Annotated in this window: 17 protein-coding genes and 1 riboswitch; of the genes, 9 read left to right on the forward strand and 8 right to left on the reverse strand. The window is 50.1% G+C overall.

What is annotated here, in order from left to right; genetic code table 11:
• Positions 1 to 138 precede the first annotated feature (138 nt).
• The 3 genes from BRW63_RS07935 to BRW63_RS07945 all read left to right on the forward strand — a co-directional run bounded on the left by BRW63_RS07935 (position 139) and on the right by BRW63_RS07945 (position 5,568).
• The gene (locus tag BRW63_RS07935) at positions 139 to 2,925 is read left to right on the forward strand and encodes a sensor histidine kinase (protein WP_073070375.1); all 2,787 of its coding nucleotides are present in this window, start codon (positions 139 to 141) and stop codon (positions 2,923 to 2,925) included.
• Between the two features lie 319 nt (positions 2,926 to 3,244).
• Entirely contained in the window at positions 3,245 to 3,742 is a 498-nt protein-coding gene (locus BRW63_RS07940) for a hypothetical protein (protein WP_073070376.1), read from the forward strand.
• 5 nt (positions 3,743 to 3,747) lie between these two features.
• A complete protein-coding gene (locus BRW63_RS07945) occupies positions 3,748 to 5,568 on the forward strand; it encodes a peptidoglycan D,D-transpeptidase FtsI family protein (protein ID WP_083582770.1) in 1,821 nt (606 codons plus the stop codon).
• On the opposite strand, the gene BRW63_RS07950 is transcribed toward BRW63_RS07945, so the two are convergent.
• Together BRW63_RS07950 and BRW63_RS07955 are read right to left on the reverse strand one after the other, a co-directional pair.
• Positions 5,565 to 6,689, reverse strand: a complete 1,125-nt coding sequence (locus BRW63_RS07950; protein WP_073070377.1) for a DUF1822 family protein — start codon at positions 6,687 to 6,689, stop codon at positions 5,565 to 5,567. The genes BRW63_RS07945 and BRW63_RS07950 overlap by 4 nt on opposite strands.
• 222 nt (positions 6,690 to 6,911) lie before the next feature.
• Positions 6,912 to 8,111 (reverse strand): sigma-70 family RNA polymerase sigma factor, encoded by a 1,200-nt coding sequence (locus BRW63_RS07955; RefSeq protein WP_073070378.1) that lies wholly within the window; start codon positions 8,109 to 8,111, stop codon positions 6,912 to 6,914.
• 87 nt (positions 8,112 to 8,198) lie between these two features.
• Between BRW63_RS07955 and BRW63_RS07960 the strand changes: the two genes are divergently transcribed.
• The 4 genes from BRW63_RS07960 to BRW63_RS07975 all read left to right on the forward strand — a co-directional run bounded on the left by BRW63_RS07960 (position 8,199) and on the right by BRW63_RS07975 (position 12,069).
• Positions 8,199 to 8,792, forward strand: a complete 594-nt coding sequence (locus tag BRW63_RS07960; protein WP_106254076.1) for a hypothetical protein — start codon at positions 8,199 to 8,201, stop codon at positions 8,790 to 8,792.
• A gap of 22 nt (positions 8,793 to 8,814) precedes the next feature.
• Positions 8,815 to 9,174 carry a VOC family protein gene (locus BRW63_RS07965; protein WP_073070380.1) on the forward strand — a complete coding sequence of 120 codons (360 nt, stop codon included), beginning with the start codon at positions 8,815 to 8,817 and terminating at the stop codon, positions 9,172 to 9,174.
• Positions 9,175 to 9,217: 43 nt separating this feature from the next.
• Positions 9,218 to 10,546 carry a recombinase family protein gene (locus BRW63_RS07970; RefSeq protein WP_073070381.1) on the forward strand — a complete coding sequence of 443 codons (1,329 nt, stop codon included), beginning with the start codon at positions 9,218 to 9,220 and terminating at the stop codon, positions 10,544 to 10,546.
• A 110-nt stretch (positions 10,547 to 10,656) separates the two neighbouring features.
• Positions 10,657 to 12,069 carry a 1-acyl-sn-glycerol-3-phosphate acyltransferase gene (locus BRW63_RS07975; RefSeq protein ID WP_073070382.1) on the forward strand — a complete coding sequence of 471 codons (1,413 nt, stop codon included), beginning with the start codon at positions 10,657 to 10,659 and terminating at the stop codon, positions 12,067 to 12,069.
• A gap of 74 nt (positions 12,070 to 12,143) precedes the next feature.
• Here BRW63_RS07975 and BRW63_RS07980 read toward each other — a convergent pair whose 3' ends face one another.
• The 4 genes from BRW63_RS07980 to BRW63_RS07995 form a co-directional block, all read right to left on the reverse strand.
• Positions 12,144 to 13,802, reverse strand: a complete 1,659-nt coding sequence (locus tag BRW63_RS07980; protein ID WP_073070383.1) for an eCIS core domain-containing protein — start codon at positions 13,800 to 13,802, stop codon at positions 12,144 to 12,146.
• A gap of 7 nt (positions 13,803 to 13,809) precedes the next feature.
• Complete coding sequence (locus BRW63_RS07985) at positions 13,810 to 14,370, reverse strand: DUF4255 domain-containing protein (protein WP_073070384.1); 561 nt, start codon at positions 14,368 to 14,370, stop codon at positions 13,810 to 13,812.
• A complete protein-coding gene (locus BRW63_RS07990) occupies positions 14,351 to 15,025 on the reverse strand; it encodes a YkgJ family cysteine cluster protein (protein ID WP_073070515.1) in 675 nt (224 codons plus the stop codon). The genes BRW63_RS07985 and BRW63_RS07990 overlap by 20 nt, the downstream gene beginning before the upstream one ends.
• Positions 15,026 to 15,441: 416 nt before the next feature.
• The gene (locus tag BRW63_RS07995) at positions 15,442 to 17,556 is read right to left on the reverse strand and encodes an AAA family ATPase (protein ID WP_073070385.1); all 2,115 of its coding nucleotides are present in this window, start codon (positions 17,554 to 17,556) and stop codon (positions 15,442 to 15,444) included.
• Between the two features lie 155 nt (positions 17,557 to 17,711).
• Positions 17,712 to 17,789: riboswitch (Glutamine riboswitch) on the forward strand.
• Between the two features lie 35 nt (positions 17,790 to 17,824).
• Here BRW63_RS07995 and BRW63_RS28200 point away from each other — a divergent pair.
• The gene (locus tag BRW63_RS28200; RefSeq protein WP_181314421.1) at positions 17,825 to 17,986 is read left to right on the forward strand and encodes a hypothetical protein; all 162 of its coding nucleotides are present in this window, start codon (positions 17,825 to 17,827) and stop codon (positions 17,984 to 17,986) included.
• Between the two features lie 228 nt (positions 17,987 to 18,214).
• Positions 18,215 to 19,333, forward strand: a complete 1,119-nt coding sequence (locus tag BRW63_RS08005) for a class I SAM-dependent methyltransferase (protein WP_083582771.1) — start codon at positions 18,215 to 18,217, stop codon at positions 19,331 to 19,333.
• Positions 19,334 to 19,663: 330 nt separating this feature from the next.
• On the opposite strand, the gene pgmB is transcribed toward BRW63_RS08005, so the two are convergent.
• Entirely contained in the window at positions 19,664 to 22,621 is a 2,958-nt protein-coding gene (pgmB, locus tag BRW63_RS08010; protein WP_073070387.1) for a beta-phosphoglucomutase, read from the reverse strand.
• Between the two features lie 37 nt (positions 22,622 to 22,658).
• Positions 22,659 to 25,070 (reverse strand): sucrose synthase, encoded by a 2,412-nt coding sequence (locus BRW63_RS08015; RefSeq protein WP_073070388.1) that lies wholly within the window; start codon positions 25,068 to 25,070, stop codon positions 22,659 to 22,661.
• Positions 25,071 to 25,154 lie beyond the last annotated feature (84 nt).

Here is a 25,154-nt window from a genome sequence, read left to right on the forward strand (position 1 = left end):
ACGATCGTGAAAAAAGGCTATTCTGAGGGCACTCTTAGGGTCTGCACTGTGGTAGTCTAGCTGATCAATTTTTAGGGGCATCCACGGTCGATTTCTTGCTTAAATTCGCTTATTGTTTGTATCCCCGCCGTGCATATCATGGGTCAGTCGAAAGAGCCAAATGCCTGTGAACAGCAACTCGTTAACTTGGGTCGTGTGCTGCAAGTTTTGCGTGAGGGAACCGACATTGACGGCTTGGTCGAGGCTGCACTGACTTATCTTAAAAGCAGCTTTGACTACGAGTTAGTTTGGGTTGGGTTTTACGATCGTATCGATCATCGACTGTTTGGCAAAGGCGGCAAACTGCTCGAAGGTGAATCTGCCTTTCTAAAACAACGGTTTTCGCTCTCTTCGGGCGATTTGCTAGAGCAAGTGGTGATTCAGCAGCGCCCGGTGACGATCGCCGATTTGCGACAAGAAGTGCGCGCAGGTGAATGGCGCAAACTCGCTCGAAAGTATGCCATTCAGGGCACGATGATGTTTCCGATTTGCTATAAAGATCGCTGCTTTGGCGTGGCAATCTTAGGGTCGCGGCTGTGGGGAAACTTTCCGGGAACCGATGAAAAAGCCCAAATGTCAATCGTTTTAGGAAGTCTAGCAGCAGTCTTAGAAACGGTTGAAACCGAATGGCAGCGACAACAGATCAAGCGTCCAGAAAAGCCGTTGCTCAGTTTGCTGGGTCAGTTGCGATCGCTGCCTAATCTCGGTCAACGTTTGGAAGCGATCGTTGAAGAAAGCCACCGATTCATCGCGCCATCGCGTACTAGCGTTTACTGGTTTGAGCGGCAACAGCGCTATTTTTGGCGACGAGTCACCAACGCTAAACCCTCCTCTAGAGCATTAGCAGAAAACCAACCGCCTTCGGGGATCACGGTGCAAGAGATGAGCAGCTTTTATCAAGCGCTAGCCTCTGATCAGGTGGTGTCGATCGGCGAGGCGCTGAGTTCGTTTAAAGCAGAGACGACGAGCCGACTGATGCAGCATATTAATGCTCGATCGCTGATGGCGGCTCCCATTCTCTATCAAAACCAGTTGATGGGGTTTCTAGCCGCAGAAGGCAACGAAGCCAGAATTTGGCAAGAAGAAGAGAAAAACTACCTGCGGGCGGCTGCCCAACTGATTGCCCTGGTTGCCCCCCTCGAAGACATGGAAGCCACGGTTGAGCAAACCAAGCTCGATCAAGTGTTAACGGCCGAAATTGCTCATGCAATTTACAGTGCCAACGATTGGAAGGTGACGCTCAAAAACACCGCCGCGCTCTTGGGCAAACGTCTTAAGACCGATCGCTTTGTGGTTTTGGCATACGACCCAGAGGTCGATCACTTTGAAGTTTGCTATCAAAGCCATCCCCACAATCGCCGTCCGCTATCTAGTCCGCTCAAACGGCTCGCCCCACTCGATTGGCAGATGCTAGAACGCAATCTGGCAACCATTCCGATCGAGACCTTAGACGAAGATCTGCGATTAGAAGCCTGGCGCGATCTGCTGCTAGAGTTGGGCGTGCGATCGCTGATGGTTTGCAACACTGCCGCAGGGCAGTCGCTCGAAGGAGTGGTCTTGGTCTGTCACGAGGCTCCTCGCGCTTGGAGTCACCCAGAGTGTGAGCTGACTCAGGTGGTTGCCCAGCAGATCGGCTTGATTTTGCGCCAATGGCAGCTACAAAAGCAAAATGACCAGCAGCAAAAGATTTACCAAACCATTCAATGGGGGTTAACGACGATTCAACAAACCCAGCAGTTGGAATTGCTAGAGCGATCGGCGCTGGAATATATCACGCAGATTCTCCAAGCTCCGATGGCGGCTTTGATTTCGTGGTTTCCCGGTCGTCGCACAGGGCGCTTAGTGCAACTTAGCAACGTCGAAAAGCACTTTAGCTTTCATCCCGTCCTCAAAGTTTCGATTTATACCGATACGCTAGTCAATCGAGCTTTACAGCACGAAGGCTTATTACCCTTGTCGATCGACGATATCCCCGCCGAGACGCGACACTGGCTCAACGCTCCTGGCATCGGTCAGCTTTTGGTAATGGCGCTAAGAACGGCTTCAGAGCACGAGCCGACTGCTATTTTGATCATTGCGGATCATCTCGATCGCCGCTGGGTCGATCGCCATTTCAACGCTTTAGGAACGTTGGTCAGGCAGCTTGCCTGGTCACGTCGATATCTGATGCTGTCAGACAGTCTCAAAGTTCAGCGAGAACGGCTAGAGCGTCTTAGCTGGTATAAGCAGCGCCGCCTCGAAGATCTCTATCGATCGGTGAAAACCGGAGTCAAACGATTAGGAGAGGTTCCGACTCCGCCCAAAGATCCGCTTGTGGCGACTCGCCAGCAGCAAATTTTGCGTCAGTTGAGTGATGCGATCAGCCCGATGCAGCAAGTCATCCGCGATGAACAGTGGCAGTTGCAGGCTAGGACAGAAACCGTTCCGCTAGTCAGCTTACTGAGACGGGCCCTCGATCGCGTCGATACCCTGATCAAACAGCGTCAGATCTGGTCACAAGTCCACAACGAAAATAACCCGATGATCACGGGCGATATTGTCAAAATTGAGCTAGTGCTATATGAGCTGCTGCTGACTGCCTGTCACCGATCGCAACCCGGAGGGCGCATTGATCTCTGGTGTCGCCAACTTGACCCCAGTTGGATTGAGCTATCGATTACCGATGACGGCACGATCGAGCCGCGTCTGCTCGAAGACTTAGAGGCAGGGAGGGCGCTTGATCTACTGGCTCCTTCAGCGTTAGATAAACCGCCAGGGTTGCATCTCGCCATCTGTCAATCTTTGATGAGGCAGATGGGTGCAGAATTTAATCTCTATCGGTTAGAAGACGGCCGGATTATGAGTCGGCTGGTCTTGCCGATGGTAAGCGGACAGTTTCTCAAATAAAGTCTCCACAATCGAAGACTCCAGATACAATAAGGGGCGTTCTGGGTCGCGTTTATTCTAAAACTATATTTGGGATTGCGTGACCGATCGGAGCGGGTGTAAAACTACGTGAATTCGACGACTTCGTTACCAGTCCATCGCGCCCCCTAAATCCCCCATTCTGGGGGACTTCAAGCCAAAACAAAGTCCCCCAGAATGGGGGATTTAGGGGGCAGAAGCCGCTCTTGACGAAGCGAAAAAACTCGTCGAACTGACGTTAAAACCAGGTTTTGCCAAACCTGGGTGTGAGTGTGTTGCTATCGGAGTGCTGCTAAAGTCTATGTCTGCCGCGCTAAAACCTTCGGTTCCTTCTAAGCGCAATCGATCGCGATTGCCGTCTGCAAATTCTGCTAGCGCCCAACGTCAGCCCGTGCCGCTGCGATCGGTCAACTCGACGGCAGTGAGAAGACTGCCTTCACCCGATGCTCCACCTCGCTGGCTGCGATCGCTGATCAGAGTGCAGCAAGCCTCGCTGATTGCCACATTCACCTTGGCAGGAGCGGTGCTGCTCGTCTATGGCTGGACGGTTTATGCCCAACAGCTTTGGGGAAAGGAATATCAAAAATTAGAGCAGTTGCGGCGCAGTGAGCGACAGATGACGACCAACGGCGAGATCTTGAAAAATAAGATTGCCGATCAAGCAGGTCGTCCGGGTACGACTTTGGTGCCCCAAACGCCTGATAGCTTGATTTTTCTCAAGCCTGCCCCGGCTCGAAATCCTCCTCCTGCCGCGAGTCCGGCTCCGCAAGCGTCTCCGATCGCCCCACTCGGCTATTAATAATAATGGGCAGCCCCTCCCACCCGTCTCGCTCTAAACGTCGTCGCTTGGCGGCTGTCGTCAAGTCGCTGCGGCAAATGCCCATTCCGCAGGCTAAATCTACCTATCGCCGTCTGTTAATCGTTTGGGCGATTTTGGTGGGAGGAGCGTTTTTACTGATGCTTAATCTGGTGAGATTGCAAGTCGTGCAAGCGCCCGATTTGCTCAAACAGGCACGATCGCAACAGACCTCTTATCTGCGTCCGTTTATTCCGCGTCGCCCGATCGTCGATCACAATGGCAATATGCTGGCGATCGACCATCCGGTCTACACGCTTTATGCTCACCCCAACGCTTTTAAGCTGCCAAAGCCAACCGTTGCCGAAAAGTTAGCCCCGATTCTCGGTCGCTCGGTCGCTGACCTGACTCGCAAGTTTGACTCGGCGGAGAGTGGCATTCGCTTGGAATATTCGCTGGCAGAAAACGCCGCTGAGCGCATTCGCGATCTGCAACTCGACGGTTTGGATTTAAATCAACAGCAGCAACGACTTTATCCTCAGCAAAACCTAACGGCAGATGTGGTCGGATATGTGGATGTCGATCAAGTGGGGCAAGCGGGCGTGGAATATAGCCATAAAAACCTGCTGGAACGATCGGTTAAAGCGGTGCGTCTCAGTCGAACTGGGATGGGCACCGTCATGCCTGATCAGGTTCCGGGCGGCTTTTTACACCTTGATGATTTGCATTTGCAGTTGACGATCGATAGTCGAGTTCAGCGATCGGCTCAGTCTGCGCTTCAGCAACAGGTCAAAAAATTCGCGGCAAAACGGGGCGTTGTCTTGGTAATGGATGTTCAAGACGGCTCTCTGCGGGCATTAGTCGGCGATCCTTCTTATGACCCTAATGAATATTACAAGGCGAAAGTTGAGCGGTTTAAAAACTGGGCGTTGACTGATTTGTATGAGCCGGGTTCAACTTTTAAGCCGCTGAATGTGGCGATCGCGTTAGAGGCAGGCGCGATTAAGCCCGATCAAGTGTTTAACGATGAAGGCGAAATTTATATCGACAGTTGGCCGATTCAAAACTTTGATTATTCTTACGCTGGCGCTAGAGGCCCAGTCAGCGTTTCAGAGATTTTGCAGAAGTCTAGCAACGTGGGCATGGTGCATATCGTGCAGCAGATGAAGCCCGATGTTTATTACCGTTGGCTGCAACGCATTGGGCTAGGGCAAAACACAGGCTCTGATCTGCCGTTTGAGATCGGAGGTCAGCTAAAAGATCACAATTCGTTTGTGCAGTCTCCGGTTGATGTTGCCACCAGCGCCTTTGGGCAAGGCTTTTCGCTGACGGCGATTCAGCTTTTGCAAATGCACGGAATTCTTGCTAGTGGCGGTAAGTTATTGATTCCTCATGTGGTTCAGGGGCTTTATGACAGCAACGGACAACCTTATTGGCAACCTTACCAATCGTCGCCTAAACAAATTTTCTCGCCTAACACGGCTCAGACGGTTTTAGGGATGATGGAATTGGTCGTTTCTAAGGGAACGGGGAAAGGCGCTCAAATTCCGGGCTACCGCATTGGTGGAAAAACTGGAACGGCGCAAAAAGCAAGTTCGGGCGGTGGCTATCAAGCAACTGCCAAGATTACGAGCTTTGTGGGAATTTTTCCGATCGAGTCCCCTCGCTATGTAGTGGTGGCTGTGATTGACGAACCGAAAGGTGAAGATGCTTTTGGCTCGACGGTGGCGGCTCCGATCGTCAAATCGGTGATTGAAACATTGATTACGATCGACAAAATTCCTCCCAGCCAACCCGTCACGATGCCGACTCCGACTCCCAGCCCCTAGAAGCGTAAGATTTCTTGATCGAACCCTTCTGCGATCGGCTCTGTCTCCCAAACTAATCCTTCTCCTGCTTCAAGGGCAACCTCGATCGCGATCACTTCGACAGCGGTTTGGGCGATCGCTTCGTTGCCTTCAAACGGCTGCAAATCTTCGGTCAATAGCCGTAATTTAAAGCCACCTGGCACCAAGCCACCCGGAGCCGTATTGCCAAGCTCAAATCGCCAGATATTTTCGGGGTGCGGAATGACTCGCAGCTCGTAGATTTGACCCGCGATCGCTAATCGCCGCGACAAAGCTGGGGTGGGTGTTGACGTTTCTGACCCGCGTGCGCCTGCAAGAGCGGGTTGAAGCTCGATTTGCTCCCAGCCAATCTGTTGAGCCAGGGCAGAAACACCCGTCCGCAGCCATTGCAACACAGAGGTTTGGGCAGGAAAACCCTGACGACGTTGAGATAGCTGTTGCCGCCAGCCGCCGTGTTCTAAGAGTGCGCCCCAGAGTTGAAAGGGAACGGCTAACCGAGGCACGATCGCAGGATTTGCAAGCCGATCGAGCAAATTATTTGCCTGTTCTAGAGATAACGCAGGTAACGGAGCAACTTCGGCGCGAGTCGGTTCTGATAACTCTAATTCACGCGAGAGCCATAGGATATTGAGATCTGAAATCAAATCATCTTCGCTGAGGGAATAGGTACGATCGTCGGCATCAAAATGTCCTCGTGTCTTGAGCGTGTGATGAGTGGTGTAGCCCCAAACCTTGACCCAGCCTTCATCGGGTTCGACCTGAACTGCCAGATAATAGTCGGCTGCCCAACTCGGCAAATCGACCCACTCTTGAGGAATGCGAAGCTCGTCATGGTCGATCGCTTCGGTTGGTATCACGACCAATCGCAGCCCGTTGAGGGTGAATGCTGTTCCGTTCACCAGTGACCAAATGCTGGAAAGTGCTGCCGCGTTTGTCCAGATTTTTGTTTGGGGTGATTCTTGACGCAGCCAGGGCAGCAGAGCGTTGACAGAAAGTTGATTGAGATAGGCGTTCCAGCGATCGTGTGGAATCACAAAGGGCTGAGTTTGCCGCCAAATCTGCTGCTGGTCAGCTTCAGGAAGGTTGAGTAAAAGGTCAGACATAATTTAAGACGACTCCGAGCGCGAGAAATTTTTGATTTAAGGTGAGTTCGACCGAAGTGGTTCACTCCGATTATGAATTCGGGAAGCCCCCTAAATCCCCCAAAATGGGGGACTTTGAACCGGAAACTTTGGCTTGAAGTCCCCCATTTTGGGGGATTTAGGGGGCAGAAGCCGCTGAGAGCGAAGCGAAAAAACTCGTCGAACTCACGTTGATTTAAGTAGCTATACTGATGAACTCGGTTTGTAGTGTTGTTGAAGCCACTCTTCCATCACCAGACTCATAGATTGAAGTAGGGCTGAAGTCAGAGAGATATGCAGCGTTTCTTGACTCCAGAGCGCTAGTTTTTTAAGAAGCTGTTCTCTGGCTTTGGTGAGACGGCGAGAAACGGTGTATTGCTTGATATCTAGCCGTTCTGCCATCTGTTGTTGAGTGCAATTTTCTCGATAATAAAGGTGCAAGATTGCCTGAAGTTCGGGGTCAAGCTGCCCGATCGCCGCTTCTAAAATCTGATTTAGCTGCGATCGCTGATCCTGTCGAGTCTGATCCTCTTCATCAGCAATCAGATCAGCCAGCAGCGATTCTCTAGAACTTTCGGGCACATCGTCTAGCAGTTCGCCAGTGTCTTGACCTGCTTTAGGTGTGTTGATCGAGACAAGGTTGGGATTTAAGTACGATCGTGCTGCTTGAGCGCAGACATTCAGCCATTTTTCGAGGGTTTCAGGTTGGGCTGCGGGGGCAGAAGGCACTTGACGACGATCGGCGTTGTAGCGTTGCTCGATCACTGCCCAAGTTGCCTCATCGGGGCGAGGAAGTTTGCGCGTTGCAGTTTCTTGGGTGGGAACGTAGAGCGATTTAAAGCAATTCCAGGCGAGGATGTAGGTTGCGATCGTTTCCGCAGACAGTCCAGCATTTTGCAAAGACTCGATTAAGCGTTTTTGGCTGACTTTTCGGAGCAATGCCCAGTTTGTGCAGATATCAACTTCTTGGCGTTGACGCAGCGTATCTCGAATCGTGCTGGCAAAAATAGCGCTGGCATAATTTTGGAGACTGAATCCCTGCTGTGGATTGAATCCGCTTAAGATTTTTTGAACTTTGGAGATCGCCACCTGAAAGCAGTCGGGCAGCGTGTATTGCGTCAACGCAAAATTCGTCATCGTCTTCTGGGCTGACCAATAGCAGGTTTCTTGCAAATAGGCGATTAAGTGAGCAAAAGAGTTTGGGTCGTTTCCCTCGTCTTCTTGCCAGACTTTGTACCAATAAAGCGCCCAAAAATTGCCAGAGGTTTCAGAGTTATCGGACTGCTGTAAACATTGCTGCATACTGCGTCGGAGTCGAGCATCGATCGCCCAAACTGACACGCGATCGCCCTCAAATTGGAGGAACGTTGAGAAGATTTCTAAAAGGCTTTGACGAGAACGCATGGGATAAAGGTTGAAATTTTTTAAACAAGTGCATAAAGCGTCAGGGGTTGCCCTAGCAGTCAGTATTAACCCAAAGAAGGCGTTTCTATGAAATCTACATCGAAATCTACACCGACAAAATTTATTCTTTTAGCCGGGTCGATCGCCTCAATGCTGGTTTCGACCTCTGTTAGGGCACAAGACTTTGGCTTACCTCCAATACTTCTTCAACAAAGTGAATCATTTCGCAATTCGGACAGTCAAATTGTGATTCGCATTCGCAATTTTGCCGATCGAGATGCCGCCTGTGGAAGTGGGTTTAATGGCTCACGGTTGGGAATCTCGGATGGCTTTGATTTTCCGCATCCTGGGGGGCAGAGTGGGTACGAGTTTCCGCGATCGAGCCGTAACAATTTCGACTTTCCGCGTCCGGGTGGCTCATCGCTGAACTCTTTTCAGTTGCCCAACGGCTCGAAAAATCCTGACATTGTTGGCTGCATCGATACCCAACGGAATATTGTGTTTATTAACATTATTCGCCCTCAAGCTAAAGAGCAAAGTCAACCTACGCAGACCACTCCACCCGTCCGAGAGCAACCGCCTAGCCCATTAATTCCTCAGACACGATCGACTCCTCCGATCGATCAAACTCCGGTTTATAACCAAAATAATCCGGCAGGGTTCTATCCTGTGATTAGATAACTGCACAGCTTTTGAATCTGTTATGCAAATCACACAATTTCTCCACGCGGCGATTCTCGTTTCTGATTTAGAAAAAGCCGAACACTTCTACGGCACAATTTTAGGACTGGTAAAGCTTGATCGTGTCCTCAAATTTCCCGGAGCCTGGTATGAAGCGAATGGCGTTCAAATTCACTTAATCACCGATCTATCTGCCCGATCGGAGTTGCAAAACGTCGAGAAATGGGGACGCAATCGTCATCTAGCATTTTTGGTTGCGGATGTGAACGCGGCTAAAGATCAGCTTCTCAAATATGGATGTGAGTTTCAGATGAGTGCATCGGGACGATCGGCGCTTTTTGTACAAGATCCTGATGGCACCGTAATCGAGTTAGGATCGTGAGATCAAACGAACCAGAGAATGCAGCAATCAAACGACCAGATACATGAAAATTATTGCTTATCTCTACAGCGATCCGTTGCTAGAACCAACGCCCGATCGCGCTTTATGGGGATGGGAAGTTGATCAAGTTTATCAAGATATTGCCACCGAGAAAGCAACCCGTCCGCAGTTACAGCAACTCTTGATGGATTGTCAAACAGAACCCGCCGATTATTTGCTAGTGCGGCGATTGGAAGAGTTGGGCGACTCAGTGCCAGAAGTCAGCGATCGCCTCGCAGCGCTAGAGACGATCGGCGTTCGTTTAGTCACGATCGAGCAGGCTTCGTCTTCAGAGGGTGCGATCGTCGCTGATTCTGATTTGCGGGCTGACTTACTCAACTTGCTACAAGTAGTGCAGACTAATCAACGCAGTCGGCGCATTCGTCAAGGGCATGCCCGCAATCGGGTCAAAGCAATGCCACCACCCGGCAAAGCTCCCTACGGTTATCGACGCAGCAAAAACCGCTATGTGGTCGATCGGGCAACTGCCCCCGTGGTGAAAGAATTCTTTGAGCAATTTCTGCTATATGGCTCTTTGCGAGGTGCAGTGCGGCATCTAGAGAAAAAATATGGCAAGAAGATTTCGGTTTCTACGGGGCAGCGCTGGCTCACTAATTCTGTTTATCGAGGCGATTTAGAATATCAAACCGGGGATGTGATCGCCGATGCTCATGCCGGGATTCTCTCTCGTGACGAAGCGGCTCAAATCGATCGCTTACTGCGGCGAAATCGTCGTCTGCCGTCTCGAACGGCTAGTGCCCCGCGATCGCTAGCGGGATTGGTGATCTGTGAAACCTGTCAGTCGCCGATGACCGTAACTCGTGTGGCATCTCGATCGACCCGCAAAGACACCAAAGAATATTTGTATTTGCGTCCCACTCGCTGCCCCAACAAACCCGCGTGTAAAGCGATCGCCTATGAGCAAATTTTGCAGACCACGATCGGGCGCATTTGTGATGATTTGCCTCGTGCCGTTGCAGAAGTCAATATGCCCGACATCAACCTGGTTAAGCAGGGAATTGGGAGCGCGATCGCTGCCAAGCAAACGATTTTGGCCCAGCTTCCTGGCTTGACTGAAAGTGGCATTCTCGACTCTGAAAGCGCAGAACTTCGCGCCTATAATCTCCGCACCGAGATTGCTCAACTACAAGGCAAACTCGCCCAATTGCCGCCTGTTAATTTAACGGCGATCGCTCAGGCGGTGTCCATTCCTCAATTTTGGCTCGATTTGTCTGAACCCGAACGCCGCTTTTACTTCCGCGAATTTATTCGGCAAATCGAACTCATTCGCGACAACACGAACTGGACACTCAAACTCGTCTTTATTTTCTAAAAATTGTGTTGAGATCTGTAGCAGATCAGCCACTGTCCATTCGGCTTTAGGTACTTTGGAGGAAAATACTAATGTGATATCACCTTCAACCCTACGCCAGGAGAATCGCTTTGCCCCGATTTCGCAAATCTGCTTCGCGATCGCCCAACCAGGCTCAACCCCCGCTAGAGTTTATCGCGCCAGATATTAACCTCAATGTAGTTAAGCTGGTGAAACTCGCGCTGCCGCTTTGGATGCGTCTCAAAACGCCTCTGACCCGCGTTGAAGCTAAGAATGTCGAGCAACTAATCGATCTCTATCAGCAATTTCAATCAGGCAAGGTGCGATTACTGTTCGCATTTCGTCATCCTAGCGTTCAAGATCCGATTTGCATGGGCTATTTGCTCCATTATTTGATGCCCAAACTGGCAAAACAACAAGGCATTCGGCTCAAGCCTCCCACCCACGCACATTTTATGTACGATCGCGGCATTCCGCTGTGGGCAGGGTCGCTGGCAGGTTGGCTTTATTCCAAACTGGGGGGCACTCCCATCCATCGCGGCAAACTCGATCGCGTCGGCTTGCGATCGGCTCGTGACCTATTCGCCAATGGTGCATTTCCGCTCTTGGCGGCTCCCGAAGGCGCAACCAACGGACACAACGAAACCATTAGCCCCTTAGAGCCAGGAATCGCACAAATCGGCTTTTGGTGTGTCGAAGATTTGATTAAAGCAGGACGATCGGAAAAAGTCTTAATTGTGCCGATCGGCATTCAATATCGCTACATCACACCTCCCTGGAAAGCCCTTGAGAAACTGCTAAGTGACCTAGAAGCTGATAGCGGAATCTTGAGAGAAGCCAACGATGAAAAAGAAGGACATCTTTATCGGCGTTTATATCAGTTAGCAGAGCATTTATTAACGGTGATGGAAGAGTTTTATACGCGCTTTTATCACCAAACCTTGCCGACCACCGCCGCTCAATCATCTGAGATTGAAGGCGTTTCTCCTGGCTCAAACGCAGAGTTTGCCGTCCGGTTAGAGGCGTTGCTGAATGTGGCGCTGCAAGTAGCAGAACAATATTTCAACATTCAGCCGAAAGGAAGCGTCATCGATCGCTGCCGCAAACTTGAACAAGCCGGGTGGGATTATGTCTTTCGCGACGACTTGCATCTAGAAACCCTATCACCGCTCGAACGCGGACTCGCCGATCGCATCGCCGAAGAAGCCAGTCTCCGCATCTGGCACATGCGCTTAGTCGAGAGCTTTGTCGCCGTCACTGGCAAATACGTCCTAGAAAAACCCACCGCCGAACGCTTTGCCGAAACGACCCTGCTGATGTGGGATGTGATCACCAAAATCAAAGGCGGCAATGCTTTCAAGCGTCCGATGTTAGGTCAGCAGTGTGGGCTGGTGACGATCGGACAACCGATCTCAGTCTCCGATCGTTGGGACACTTATCACAGCAATCGCCGCGCTGGTAAACAAGCCGTTTCTGATCTGACTCAAGACCTGCAAACTGCATTGGAGAGCTTGATTATATAGCCCTGGTCAGCATTAAGAACTATTTGGGAGAGCTACCTAAATCCCTCAAGATTGGGGCAGTTTAATCCGCGTTCCTAAGGAAACTGTCGAGTGAAATAAGCATAAGTGTTGGGGCGCAGTTCCCGAAAGGTGGCTGGATCGGTGACGAAGAGTGAGTAGGCTTCAGCAAAGTTTTCTTCCCAGCTTGTAGCGCCATAAGGGGTAATGCTGGTTGGCATCGATCGACCTCCCGCTTGTGCCCGATCTCTCTCAACCGCCTGACGATAGGCAGTGGCTTGCGCCCCGGCAACGATCGCAAAATTGCCGCTGGCATCTAGCTGATAAACCAATCCAGAGAGCGATCGAGCGCCCAAAAGCTGCTGGGCATTCCCCGAACTAGAGTAGCGGCTCCATGCCCGATTCAGAATGGCGTAGTCGAGTGCATGTCCAATCTCATGAAGGATGATGCGGGTAGAGTCAGGTGAGGTGCCAAAGCGGGAGAGAGAAGTGTTGAAAGCATTTGTGCGAATGGTAATCGTATTCGTGTTCGAGTCATAGTTTCCTGCTTCTGAACTGCCAGCCACCGTAGCCGCCCGATGGAATTCAACGTTTTCAATTTGCTGTAACGCCGAGCCAGATAACAAACCCAAAGCTTGATGCAGAAGCGTAAACTCTGTTTGCGACCAGCCAGAGCCTAACCGAAAATTGCGCCCACCGACTTGAAACGTGGTTCCTGCTGGCACGGGTTGCGGTGTAGGCGCTGCGGGAACAGTGGCAACGTTTTCGATCAGCAGATGTTCAACCGAGCTAGCGCCTGTGCCGACATCGTAGTAGCTAAATCGGTAGATGGCACGATCGCCCCCAAACGCAGTCAAATCCAGTTCCAGCGCTACGGTCGTATTGAGCGGCAGAATGATCGGAGACGTTTGACCCATCAACCAACCGCCCACGCTCCTTAGCCCCCGATGTAGGTCATAGCCCGTAACGCTTCCTGCCATCGGGATATTCGCTGAAAAGCTGACGGTAGCGCTGACGAGATAGGCGGCGGTTGCTCCACCTGCCAGCGCCGGATTTGTCGCAAACAGGCTAGTAAGCTGACTGGTCAAGACTGAAGGAACTGGGAGCGTGTTGGATTGCATCTCCCGCCGATCGACTGCTGGAATTGCTCCCAAACTGGTTGCTGGAGTTGTTGGCTTGCGCTGAACAGTTGTCTTGCCCTGAGTGCCCCCTGCCTGCTGCACCACATGAGTCAGTTCATGGGCGAGGAGTTGCCGACCGCTGACACTCTCTGGACTATATTCGCCCTGACGAAAAAAAACATTGGTTCCGGTTGTAAAGGCACGGGCATTTAGCGCTTGACTCAATCGATCGGCGGTCAAATCAGTGTGAACTCGTACTCCGCTGAAATTTACACCGAACGCGGATTCCATTTGAGTTCGCACAGGGTTTTGTAGCGGATATCCGTTGCCGCGAGACTGCTCGATCGCCGACTCAACACCCGGAGCAACTTCTGTTGCCGATGGAGCCGATCTCGATAACGCTAATACTCGCTGTACATAGTTGTTACCGTACTGCTGCTGTAATTGAAGGAGATGATTTTGCGCCACAGTTGACTGCATCGCCCCGTGAGCGGTAGCAGATAGGGCACGATCGACCCGACGCAGCGACAAGGAACTCTGAATCGGGGTTGCTTTTGCCGGGCGCAATCCGCTTTTTGAGGAGCGAGACTGGATTTTTGTCCTTTGTTCGCGCATCGCTCCCTCACTTTTGTCCAATTTTGAGTATGGTTTCCGTCACCAAACCGACTTCTGTTGGTGGGAACGGTTCAACTGCTAGCGTTACTACACAGCTAATTCCGGCTTTTAAGCGTCCGTCGAGTGCGCCCCAAAAATCCCAGACGTTGGGAGTGCGATCGGGTTGAGCGATCCAACTGCGGAGCGGCAGCGATTGGTTGACCATCTCGCCTTGCAGCACTTCTGGCGGTAGATTGGGGTAGCGCAGCAGCGTTTTTAGGAGACTGCCCAATAGTCGATGCTCGTCGGCGATGTCTTTAGTCCAAATAGTGATCAGGTAGGTGAAGTCAACGCGAGTCGGCGCAGGAGTTTCGGTGCCGATCGCGCCATTGCGAACGAGGGAAGACTCATTGCTTCGCAGCCCCAGATTTTCGCGAATGTCGTATAGAAAGAGATTGACCGTCGGCTTGGTCAGCTTGGTTTCCCAGTCGCTATTGGGCATTTCAAACTTGATGTCGATCGCTGCGTCGTCGATCGGCACTTTTTGCCGGAGCAATTCTCTCAGCGTGTCATCCAAGTGATGAATCATCGGCAACCTCCGGCAGTGACAGTTCGTCGGGCGTTAAGTTGTGCGGCCAGTTGGGATCGGCGAGTTTGGGATTGATCACGCCGTTGTCAAAATCGAGCCAGATGCGATCGTCATTTCGGCAGTCATAGGCGCGGCAAGGAATAGGACGCTGAGTATGAACACAACAGCCTAAACTCGTGCGATCGACCTGATGACAATAGCCATCTGCGCCTTTAGCAATCACGTAGGGTTTGTTTAGCTCCCATCGAATCACGCCTTCTTCAATGTCTTGTCGCGACAGGGGAAACACCATTTTACAGCAGGCAGCTTTGCACAGGTGGACTCGATTTTCGCAGTCAATTTTTGCAGTCTGGACAAACGTATATTTATCTTGATTGGGTTCTTGCAGGGCAACCCCCGGATCGTGTTGTTGATAACGCTGGAGTAGACGATCGACGAATTCTTGCTTGCGATCGTCGATTTGCTCAACCGTGATCACTCCCGTTTCGACTAGCAGATCAATCAGCGCATACACAAACGCCGCCGACTCTAGTGAACGACCCGCAGTTGCATTCACGCGAGTATGAAGATACGCCAGCCCGCGCGCAATGTCAGAAAATTGCACCAACTGCTGGCTCGAATCAGGTATGTCTGATGGGGATCGATCGTGGCTCATCGGCAAAGAAATGATGGCTACGTGAAACTGGGGCGACTGCTTAGACAAACACTTCTGGAGTTGTCTTTGAGTCTAATTCACGCTGCACACATTTCCACTTTTCCCTAGCTAATTCTTAACGTGTAGCAATCTTATTTCAGTTAAAAGTGGGACAGGCTTCTAGCTACGGGCAAGATGCCCATCCCACAATCTACTAGGACTTACGCATTGACCCGAAAATGCAGATGTGCATTAACGCAATTTCTGGGTTACGGCGTTTCTAAGAAACGGCTTTGAACCTGAGTTTTTGTTCAAAATCACTTGAAAGCCTGTAGGAACTGTAGTTTTAGAGACCAAATATCAAGAGTGCATATTACTGTTTTCTGTCAATGCGTAAGTCCTATCTACTTAGAATTGCTATAGTTGGGCGGCTTGTTTTACAAAAATTCTTCTTCACTTACTAACCGTCCCATCTTCTGCAATTCTCGTTTGGTTGCCTGCAACAGATGCGCCATGTTGATACTCTGCCCAGATTCAGCCGCCAGAAACGCAGCCGCTAGTGCAATGTTCGCAATGTTGCCGCCTGCTAACTTAAATTGTTGAGCAATGGCTTCAAAATCGAATGGCGCGATCGGCGTTTCTGAAGGAAAAACGCCTTTCCAAATGTTCAAGCGATGTTCCACATCGGGGAAGGGAAACTCAATAATAAATCGTAACCGTCGTGTAAACGCCTCATCTAAATTCTGAACCAGATTCGTCGTCAAAATCGTAATGCCTTCATACTCTTCCATTTTCTGCAACAAATAAGCGACTTCGATATTGGCGTAGCGATCGTGCGCGTCTTTAATCTCAGACCGTTTGCCAAAAAGCGAATCAGCTTCATCAAACAACAAAATCGCATTGGCACTTTCGGCAGCCGTGAAAATTTGATTGAGATTTTTCTCGGTTTCGCCAATATATTTACTCACCATTTGCGATAAATCAATTTGATAGAGATCAAGCCGTAGCTCGTTGGCAATAATTTCTGCCGCCATTGTTTTGCCAGTCCCCGGCGGCCCCGAAAATAGCGTGTTTAGCCCTTTACCGAGCGACAGTTTGCGATCGAAACCCCAGTCTCCATAAACAATGTGGCGATAGCGAATGTGGCTACAAATCTCTTTTAATCGCGCCAGTTGATCCGCCGGGAGCACAATATCTTTCCAGGTGTATCGCGGCGTAATTTTGCGCGTTAGCCCCTCCAACTTCTGGCTCGACTGAGCGCGGGCAGCCCTGAAAAGCTCCTCAATCGTCGGCGGCTGAACATCCCAGCCCTCTTGAGATTGCAGTGCTGCTTGCCAACGCGAGTGATGCTGCGCCATTAGTACCGCATCCGCAATTTGTTGGGGCGTTAACCGAAAACGATCGGCAAGTCCATCTAATTCCTGATCGACAATTTCCATGCCCAGCGCCGCAAGATTAGCACTCCAACAAGTTCGCCGTTGAGCAAAGCTGATCTTAGGAAAGCTAACAGGGATGAAGCGGGCTGTACAACCTGACAGCCGCTGAGATTGAGTACCTGCCAAAATCATCGGCAAAGCCTCGTCTGAAAACATCGAGAACGCTTGTTCGATCGCGCTTAATTGGGCGTTGTCCAATCCCTCTCGCTGGTCAAGATACAACACTGCATTTTGAAACCGAGCCTCCCGACCCAGCCGCCGCAACGTTTGCTCAAGATCAGGACTGGCAGCGATCGCCTGATCGACGATCAAAAGCGACGCATCCAGTTCATGGCAGATCGCTTCTGCCGTTTGGCGTTTCTCCAACGCGTCAACCCCTTGAAAATAAAGCTGTAAGGGTTGCACTGTGTGCGCGATCGAGCGCAGCGCCTGCTTGATCGGGGCGTTGAGCGGCAGATCCTCTAGCGAAATGGTGGGCTGAATCAGTTGGCATGGTGCAAGTCGAGAGTCTAAGCCCTGCTGCCCCATCAGAAACCGGATCACCTGCTCGTCCAGCTTGAGAAAATAAGACAGGAGCGGTGGCTGCGCCCGATTTGGGTCTACAATCAGATGCAGTAGCCCGTGTTGCATCAACGGGGCAGCAGGCGCAAATCGATCGCGCTGCTGCATTTTAGTTTCGGTGGTGGCACACAGCAAATTCAGAGCTAAATCGACGCTGGGATGTTTGCGGGTCACATCATCTTGAAGGTAAGAGTAGATCCGCTCATACCCCAAGTCAATCTCAGGCGCTAGCGAAATCAAAACAACGCTGAGGTCAAACTCAGAGAGTCCAAACGTGTGTTTCAACCAGTTGAATGGAGCAAGTTGACTAAGTTGTTCAGCGAGATCGGGTTCTGACTGGTGCGATCGCAGAGTAGGTTCTCCAACCTTCCGCGCTAACAGTCGATCGATCTCTTCTCGATTAATGTAAAGCCCGCGGTAAGGATCAGCCGCCGCTTCTGAACCATACAAAATCTCAGCCCTAGAGATGGCATCGGTCAGCAAGTGATCCAGTTGCTGCAACGCTCTTAGCATGTCCTTAAGTTGCGCTACTTGGACTAGCTTCTGTTTAGCCATCGCTTTACTAGCTACAAAGTCAGCCTAAATATAACGCCTAATGACAACTGCACTTATCGAATCGTAAATCAAAGGGGGATGAGCCGCTAAATTGTAAAGTTTTGCAAATGTAATGCAATTCAAGCTCAATTTTGTTAAATTGGATACAGAAATGAATCGTTCATCTCCTCCAGGAACCAAGTTTTTTGGCTTTTAGAGAGACGGAAGTAGGGACTCTCCCGAAGGAACGCGCCTCCTGTTCACTACACTTTTTCAAGAGGTAAGCGCCATGAAACGGTTTAACCAACCCAATCAACCCAACAAGTCTCAGATCATCGACGTGAGCGACGAAACCGTTGCTTTTATGTTGTCTAACGGTTTCTCCACAGATGGTAGCTGGTACAAGTGGTATAAGAATCGGCATCAGCAACCCAGAGTCACCGAGCAGTAGAGCCGCAGACCTCGGAGGTTTCAACCAAGCATCAAGCATTGTGACCGACAGAGGGGCTTAAACCTCCGAGGTTTTGAAAGGTTCACGGTTTAACTTTTTGAATTTGGCGATCGCACTTCACTCAGCGATCGCCATTTTTGTGAATAAATCTGCAAATAGTGAGTGAAACTGGCTCCTGAGATTCGTTACACTTAGTTACAGTCGTCGATCGCAGTATCTTAAGTCATCATGCCCGACACCATCACAAAGCTGGCCTATCAAACATTTCAGCAAAGCAAAAGTTATTTTGGGCTGGCGCATAAAGTGTTGAGTACGCAAGTGCTTAATCTCCTGGCTCCTCCGTCCGAGAAAAGAACAGTTTCACTTCCGCCTGAGTTGCTGCTTAAAATTCAGCAACGATTTAGTCAGATTCTGGAAGCTGACTGGCAAGACGCAGAAAAAGGCGTTTATCCAGAAAGTATGTTGTTTGATAACCCCTGGGAAGATTTCTTTCGGTTTTATCCGGCTGTCTGGCTCGATATGCCCCAGATTTGGGAGCGGGCAAACCAAAAGCGCTACCAGGAATTTTCATCTAATGTTGAGACGAGTGGCTACCCTAGCTACTATGTGCAAAACTTTCATCACCAGACTGATGGCTATCTCAGCGACATGTCGGCAAACCTCTATGATTTGCAGGTAGAGTTGCTGTTTAACGGTGCGGCAGATGCGATGCGTCGTCGGATCTTGGCTCCATTAAAGGAAGAGTTGCAGACGTTTAGCGCGATCGAGCCTCGTCAGATCAAGATTCTAGATCTTGCCAGCGGCACGGGTCGCACGTTGAGAATGCTGCGCGGGATGTTGCCTAAAGCATCTCTCTATGGAGTCGATCTTTCGCCTGCTTATCTGAGGAAGGCAAATCAAATGCTCTCTCAGATTCCGGGAGAGTTGCCTCAATTAATTCAAGCCAATGCTGAGGAATTGCCTTACTTAGAGAACTATTTTCATGCAGTAACCTGTGTGTTTTTGTTCCACGAGTTGCCGCCGCAAGCGCGTCAGAATGTGATTGATCAAGCCTTTAGAGTGGTTAAGCCCGGTGGCACCTTTGTGATCTGTGATTCAGTTCAAGTCAGCGATTCGCCAGAATTGGCTCCAGTGATGGCTGGCTTCTCAGATACTTTCCATGAGCCTTATTATCGTCACTACATGAATGATGACTTGATTGCTCGTCTTCATAGTGCTGGCTTCACAGATGTCTCGACGCAGGTGCACTTTATGAGTAAGTATCTCGTCGCTCATAAGCCTGCCGAAGGATCTCAAGATCAGTCTGCACAGAATTCTGAGCAGCAAGAGATTCCGCTAGGAGTCTAGATCTCTTCGATTAAGCCGTCAGAAACAGTTAGCAACCAATGATTGATTGCTAACTGATGCCTTGTACGTTGAACGGTTGAAGTTTATGCAACGCGATCAACAACAGAAATGAAATAATCTCGGATTCCTTTACAAATTGACCGAATGAACAAATGAGTTATTCAGGGGGCACACGTTTGTGAAGGTGAACTTTAAAACACTCGTCGATCGTAAAGTTCCGGACGAGTCAAAAAATTGTTGGATTTCCCACAAAAAAACCCTACTCCGATCGCGAAATAGGGTGAGTATACAAAGTGCAGTGATGGCGATTCTACCGATCGCTGTCACCGATCACACTTGAGAAACGGGTTGTCGTTTGGCTGCATTTAATTTCGCTTGCAGGTCTGCCCAGTGAACGCCTTCAAGATCGGGTAAAACCACATCTGCCGCTCCAACCCGCTTAACTGGGCCCAACCCGATCGTCAACATTTTTGCTGCGATCGCCGCTTCAATTCCGGCCGCCGCATCTTCGACGACCACACACTGATCGGGCTGCAATCCTAGCTGATTGGCGGCAAACAGGAAGAGATCGGGAGCAGGTTTCGGACGTTCTACGCTGTGACCATCGGCGATCGTATCCATTAAATCAGCGATGCCTAATTTCTCAATCACCGGACGGGCATTTTTGCTTGCCGAACCCAATGCGATTTTGATTCCGGCTTGCCGTAATTCGTTGAGCAACTCTCGCGCTCCGGGCAATAGATCGGTTGGGGCAATGTCTTGAATCGACTCGACATAATAGTGGTTTTTGCGATCCATCATCGCTTGCAGTTGGGCTTCTGAATAAGGTCTGTCACCGACGATTTTAAGCAGTGATTCTCGACGAGACACACCTCTCAACGCTTCGTTGGCTTGACGATCGAACGGTAGATTTTCTTCGTCTGCAAGTCGTTGCCACGCCCGATAGTGAAATTCTGCGGTGTCGGTGAGAACGCCATCTAAATCAAAAATAAATCCTTGAACGCCTGAAGAATTTTGAATTGCAGGAAGGGATGCGGAATCGGTTAAATCTGTCATTGCATTTGTTTCGCTGTTTGCGTTGTTGGCTTCGTTCTTCAAATCAAATTCGTGCCATTGGTCGCGCCAGTGTAGCTTAAATTTTAAGCGCGTCCAGTTTGGCGGAAGATGAGGATGGGCGATCGGTCCATTTTCGGTCAACTGCACGCCGCCAAATCCCCAAACAAGCACTTGCCAAATGCCTCCCGCAGATGCGCCATGAATGCCTTCTGCGGCGTTGCTTCTCGTGTCTTCGATATCTACTAAGACGGCTTGCCAGAAGCGATCGGATGCCTCTTGCACGTCGCCCAAATCGGAGGCCAAAATTGCATGAATCGCCGGCCCTAGCGACGAGCCGTAGGTAATATCGGTGCGCGGGGCATAATAGTCCCAATTGGCTTTGAGAATTTTAGGATCGTAGGGAAACTCTTGTGACTGACGCATTAGATAAATCAGCATCAGCACATCGGGCTGTTTGAGCACTTGCCGCTTATTGGCTCCATCAATGCCTAAAATGGTCTGCATGGATTTGGTACGCGGTTCATAGTCAGCTAAATTGATATCTTCGATCTTAAAGAAGTTCTCAAATTCCTCAATTAATCCTGTCGTCGAGTCGTAGGAAATGAAGAGATTATTGATGATATCTTGCCAGCGCGATCGTCGCTCAGACGTAAGTTGCAGGGTTTTCTGTAGCTCGATCGCTTTGTCCGGATAGTGATCGAATAACCAATCGAACACAAACATCGCTTTTTCGAGATGCCATTGTGCCATCCGATTGGTGAAAGCACTATTATGCACATCATGTTCGTGATATTCATCCGCGCCAATTACTTCGCGAATCTCATAGCGTTCCTGTTTGGTGTTCCATTCTACGCGACTGCGCCAAAACACTGCCGTGTCGAGAATTAACTCTGCCCCACAGTCTCGCATCCATTCATCGTCGCCCGTTGCCTTCCAGTAATACCAGGCACCATAGGCGATGTCAGCGCTAATGTGAATCTCGCGATCGCGACACCAAATCCGAATATCTTCGGCATAAGGATCGTTCGGCGATGCCCAGCGCGGCGTGACTTCATCGCCCGTATCGGCACTTTCCCAGGCAAACATTGCGCCCTTATAGCCGTAGTATGCTGCCTTACGCCTGGCTCCGGGAAGAGTGTGATAGCGATAGTTGAGAAGATTGCGCGCGATCGCGGGCTGCGTGTAAGTAAAGAACGGCAGAATGAAAATTTCGGTATCCCAAAAAACGTGCCCCCGATAGCCAAATCCTGCCAGCGTTTTAGCCGGAATGCTGACGCGATCGTCATGACGAGGAGCCGCAATCAAAAGCTGAAATAGGTTGTATCGAACGGCAAGTTGCGCTCTCACGTCGCCTTCAATCACAATATCGCTGGCTTCCCAGTTTTGATTCCAGGCTTGCTCGTGAGCGCTCAACAGCATGGAATAATCGGGCAGAGAGGCGAGCTTTTCTTGGGCGGCAGTGACAGGCGACTCGACTTCTCGCGAGGTAAACACGGTGAGCAGATTCTCGATCGTCACCGTCTGTCCCATCGTCGCCATAAAGGTTGCTGTCAATGTGGGATAGCCCGGAACGCTCGACACCTGCTGCGATGCCTCGACTCCTGACAGCGTGATGCCGGATGCCATTGATAGCTCAATCCGAGAGCTACGAGTTCGCACCTGTAGCCAAACCCCATGCTCGGTTTTGCCCTGATTCAGCCATTCCCAATGGTTAAACCCCTGATTTTCAGGATAGCCATTAATACTCGCTTGCACTTCGATAAAGCCGTCAAAATCGATCGGTGTGATTTGACAGCGCAGAGCTAACACGTGCTGATCTGCCAAACTCGCAAACCGTTCAAAATTTAACTCAACCGTTTTGCCTCCAGGACTGCGCCACCGCACCAATCGACTCAATAATCCTCGCCGCAGATCCAGCCGCCGCTCATAGCTCAACACCTCGCCCTGATCCATCCGAAAGCGATCGCCGTTGATAATCACCACGAGCGGCAACCAGTCGGGGCAATTGACCAACTCGGTATACATCACCGGAACGCTGTCATAAACGCCGTTGATCAAAGTGGATGGTGACGCACGCGGATAGCCCTCCTCAAAGGTGCCTCGCGTTCCTAAATAGCCATTGCCGATCGTAAAGACCGTTTCTCGGTGATGCAACTGATTGGGGTCAAAGTCCGGCTCGATTAGGAGCCAATCTTTATAGATGAAAGGCGAAGTAGGAACTGGGTTAGCCATCGTCACGACACTGGGTAGAGGAGGTGTATGGTAGAGATTAGCGCTGCATGTGCGCTTCTAAAATCAAGTCGGCTCTTGGCTTATAGAGTAGATAGAATAGCGCGTCTAGATATCGCAATAGGGCTTCTCGATCGTCGCGGGAGACATAGTTCCAAAAGCCATAAATTTTTGCCAACAAGAGAAGTTGCTGGGTGTGTAACTGCCAGTTATACTGCTCCTGCACTCGCTTAATGGCGAGATCGGAAATCGTTTGCCAGAGTTGCGGATCGGTCTCGCACTGGGTGACAAAATTCAAGATCTCTTGAGCCATTTCTTCTAAATTCGTTGGATTAATATGGAATCCGTTTTCTTTGTCATTAATGATTTCTAACGCCCCGCCAAACTGAGTCGCAAAGGTCGGCAACCCCGAAATCATTGCCTCTAAAATGGTGCGCCCAGAGGCTTCAAAGTGAGCAGGCTGGACATAAACTCCCTGATGATCGGCGATCGTGCGATAAATCTCGCCCAATTCTAAACTGGTCAGCCGCATCCCCGCCAACCGAACTCGATCGTGCAGGTGATATTCATCGAGAAGGGCATATAGCTTTTTAATTTCCTCGGCTTCTACAGAACTCCTCGCCTGATTAAAGTCGAGATTATTCGTGACGATGATCAAATTACAGTGAGTCTGAAGTTCTTGACTTTTGCCAAAACACTCTACCAACCCGGTCAGATTTTTGATCGGGGTCATGGGCGCGAGGGCTAAAATTGGGCGCTTGTCGCGATCGGCAAGTACCCCGAATGCCATTGCGTCTTGACGAACCAACAGCAAATCATCAATTCGGCTGTGCAAACCCGCATCGCGATCGCCTACTTGACTATAGGGAAAGAAAGACTTTTCGTTCACGCCGGGCGGCACTCGATTAAATTTGGGGCTAAACAAATCAACACCATCCACCACATGATAAAGCTGTGGCATCGTAAAGCACTTATAGGATTCATATTGCCCCATGGCGTTAGGAGTTCCCACAATCTCTTGATAAGAGGACGTGACAATAAAGTCTGCCGCATTCATGGTAATCAAATCTGCCGTGAATTGCGCGGAAAAATGATACTGCTCTTCGAGATCTTGCCAATAGAGATTACTGAATAGCCGCTTTGGTTTTTCGAGAGAATGAGCAATGGTGCAGTAAATTGATTTGAGACGACGAGATAATAGAAATGCAACTAAATTTCCATCGCTATAGTTACCAATAATCAAATTGGGACTGCTGCCGAGTTGTTTCAGAATCTCGGCTTCGGCATCGATCGCAAAACTTTCTAAATATCCCCAAATCTCATATTTAGACATCCAGTTTTGAGTCACTTTGGGGTTAAATTCTCGAAACGGCACTCGCAGAATCCAGGCGTTTTCGGTGTCATCTACTTTTTCGAGCCGCACCCCGCACTGAGTGCCCTCACAGTTAGGAATCAGACGAGTTAAAATTACCACTTGCGGCTGAATATTCAGCAAGTCTAACCCTGCAAGGTGAATGTCTTCTCGCAGTTTTTTCTCTAAGCTTCGAGCTTGATCTAAAACGTAGGCCACCTGTCCTGTCGTCTCTGGTCGCCCTAACACGCTTTCTTGCCCAATCCATCCATGAATCGAGACGAGCACCACCCGAAATGTTGCCGGAATGCGGCTGACAAATGCTTCTAAAATGGCAGGCTCAGGATTGGTGATGAGACGATCGAGCAGTTCCAATGTGTCAGAGACGCGCCCCGCTGTATTGCCCCACCCTGGCTCAAATCCCAATTCTTGCAGGTGTTCATGCACGTCGCGATAAGGCTCGTCTTCTGAGCGCAATCGCAAAAAGCGCAGCGCCTGTTTGACCTGTTCCGCCATTTCTTGACCTGAACGAATGCGATCGTTAATCAATAACTTGATCGTGTCGTAATGGCTCCGATTCAACACGTTAAACAACGCCTCTAGCCAATAAGACGAGTCGTTGAGCAATTCGTCGCACAAATAGCGATTGAGAAAGGCCAACCCTTGCCCAATATTTCTAGGGTCGCGAATCGTCGGGGAATCTTTATAAAATGGGCGCAGGTCAAGTTCTAAGATGCGAGGTTGAGCGCGATCAACAAAGCGATCGCGCACTTCTAACAGCGCTTCGGGGGTCATCTTCTCAAACTTCCTAAAATCAGCGCTTAACCGCCAAATCTCCTGACTGCCGATCCAGGGTCGCAGCACAAACCAGGTTTCCCTGTCTTGGAGAATGATCTCGTGCGTGTGGTGCAGAAATTCTCCGATCGAGGAGGCGTGAAAAAAGTAGGCAGGTTTTTGAGATTGGTGACAATAATCTGCGAAGGTTTGCAGAATCTCAGTTCTCAGGAAGTAGCGCTTTTCTGAAGTGGAGAGCGCCTCAATCACTTGATGGAGATCCTTTTTTTCGTCGCTGTCAAGCACAGCGTGAACCAGTTCATGCATGGAAACAAAGGTGTAAAGTATCGGGCGTAGAAACTCAGTAGAAATCTACCTTTAGAATAAGTTGGAACCCCAATTTCACCCTCT

The organism is Phormidesmis priestleyi ULC007 (assembly GCF_001895925.1).
GTDB classification, from domain to species: Bacteria; Cyanobacteriota; Cyanobacteriia; order Leptolyngbyales; family Leptolyngbyaceae; genus Phormidesmis_A; species Phormidesmis_A priestleyi_A.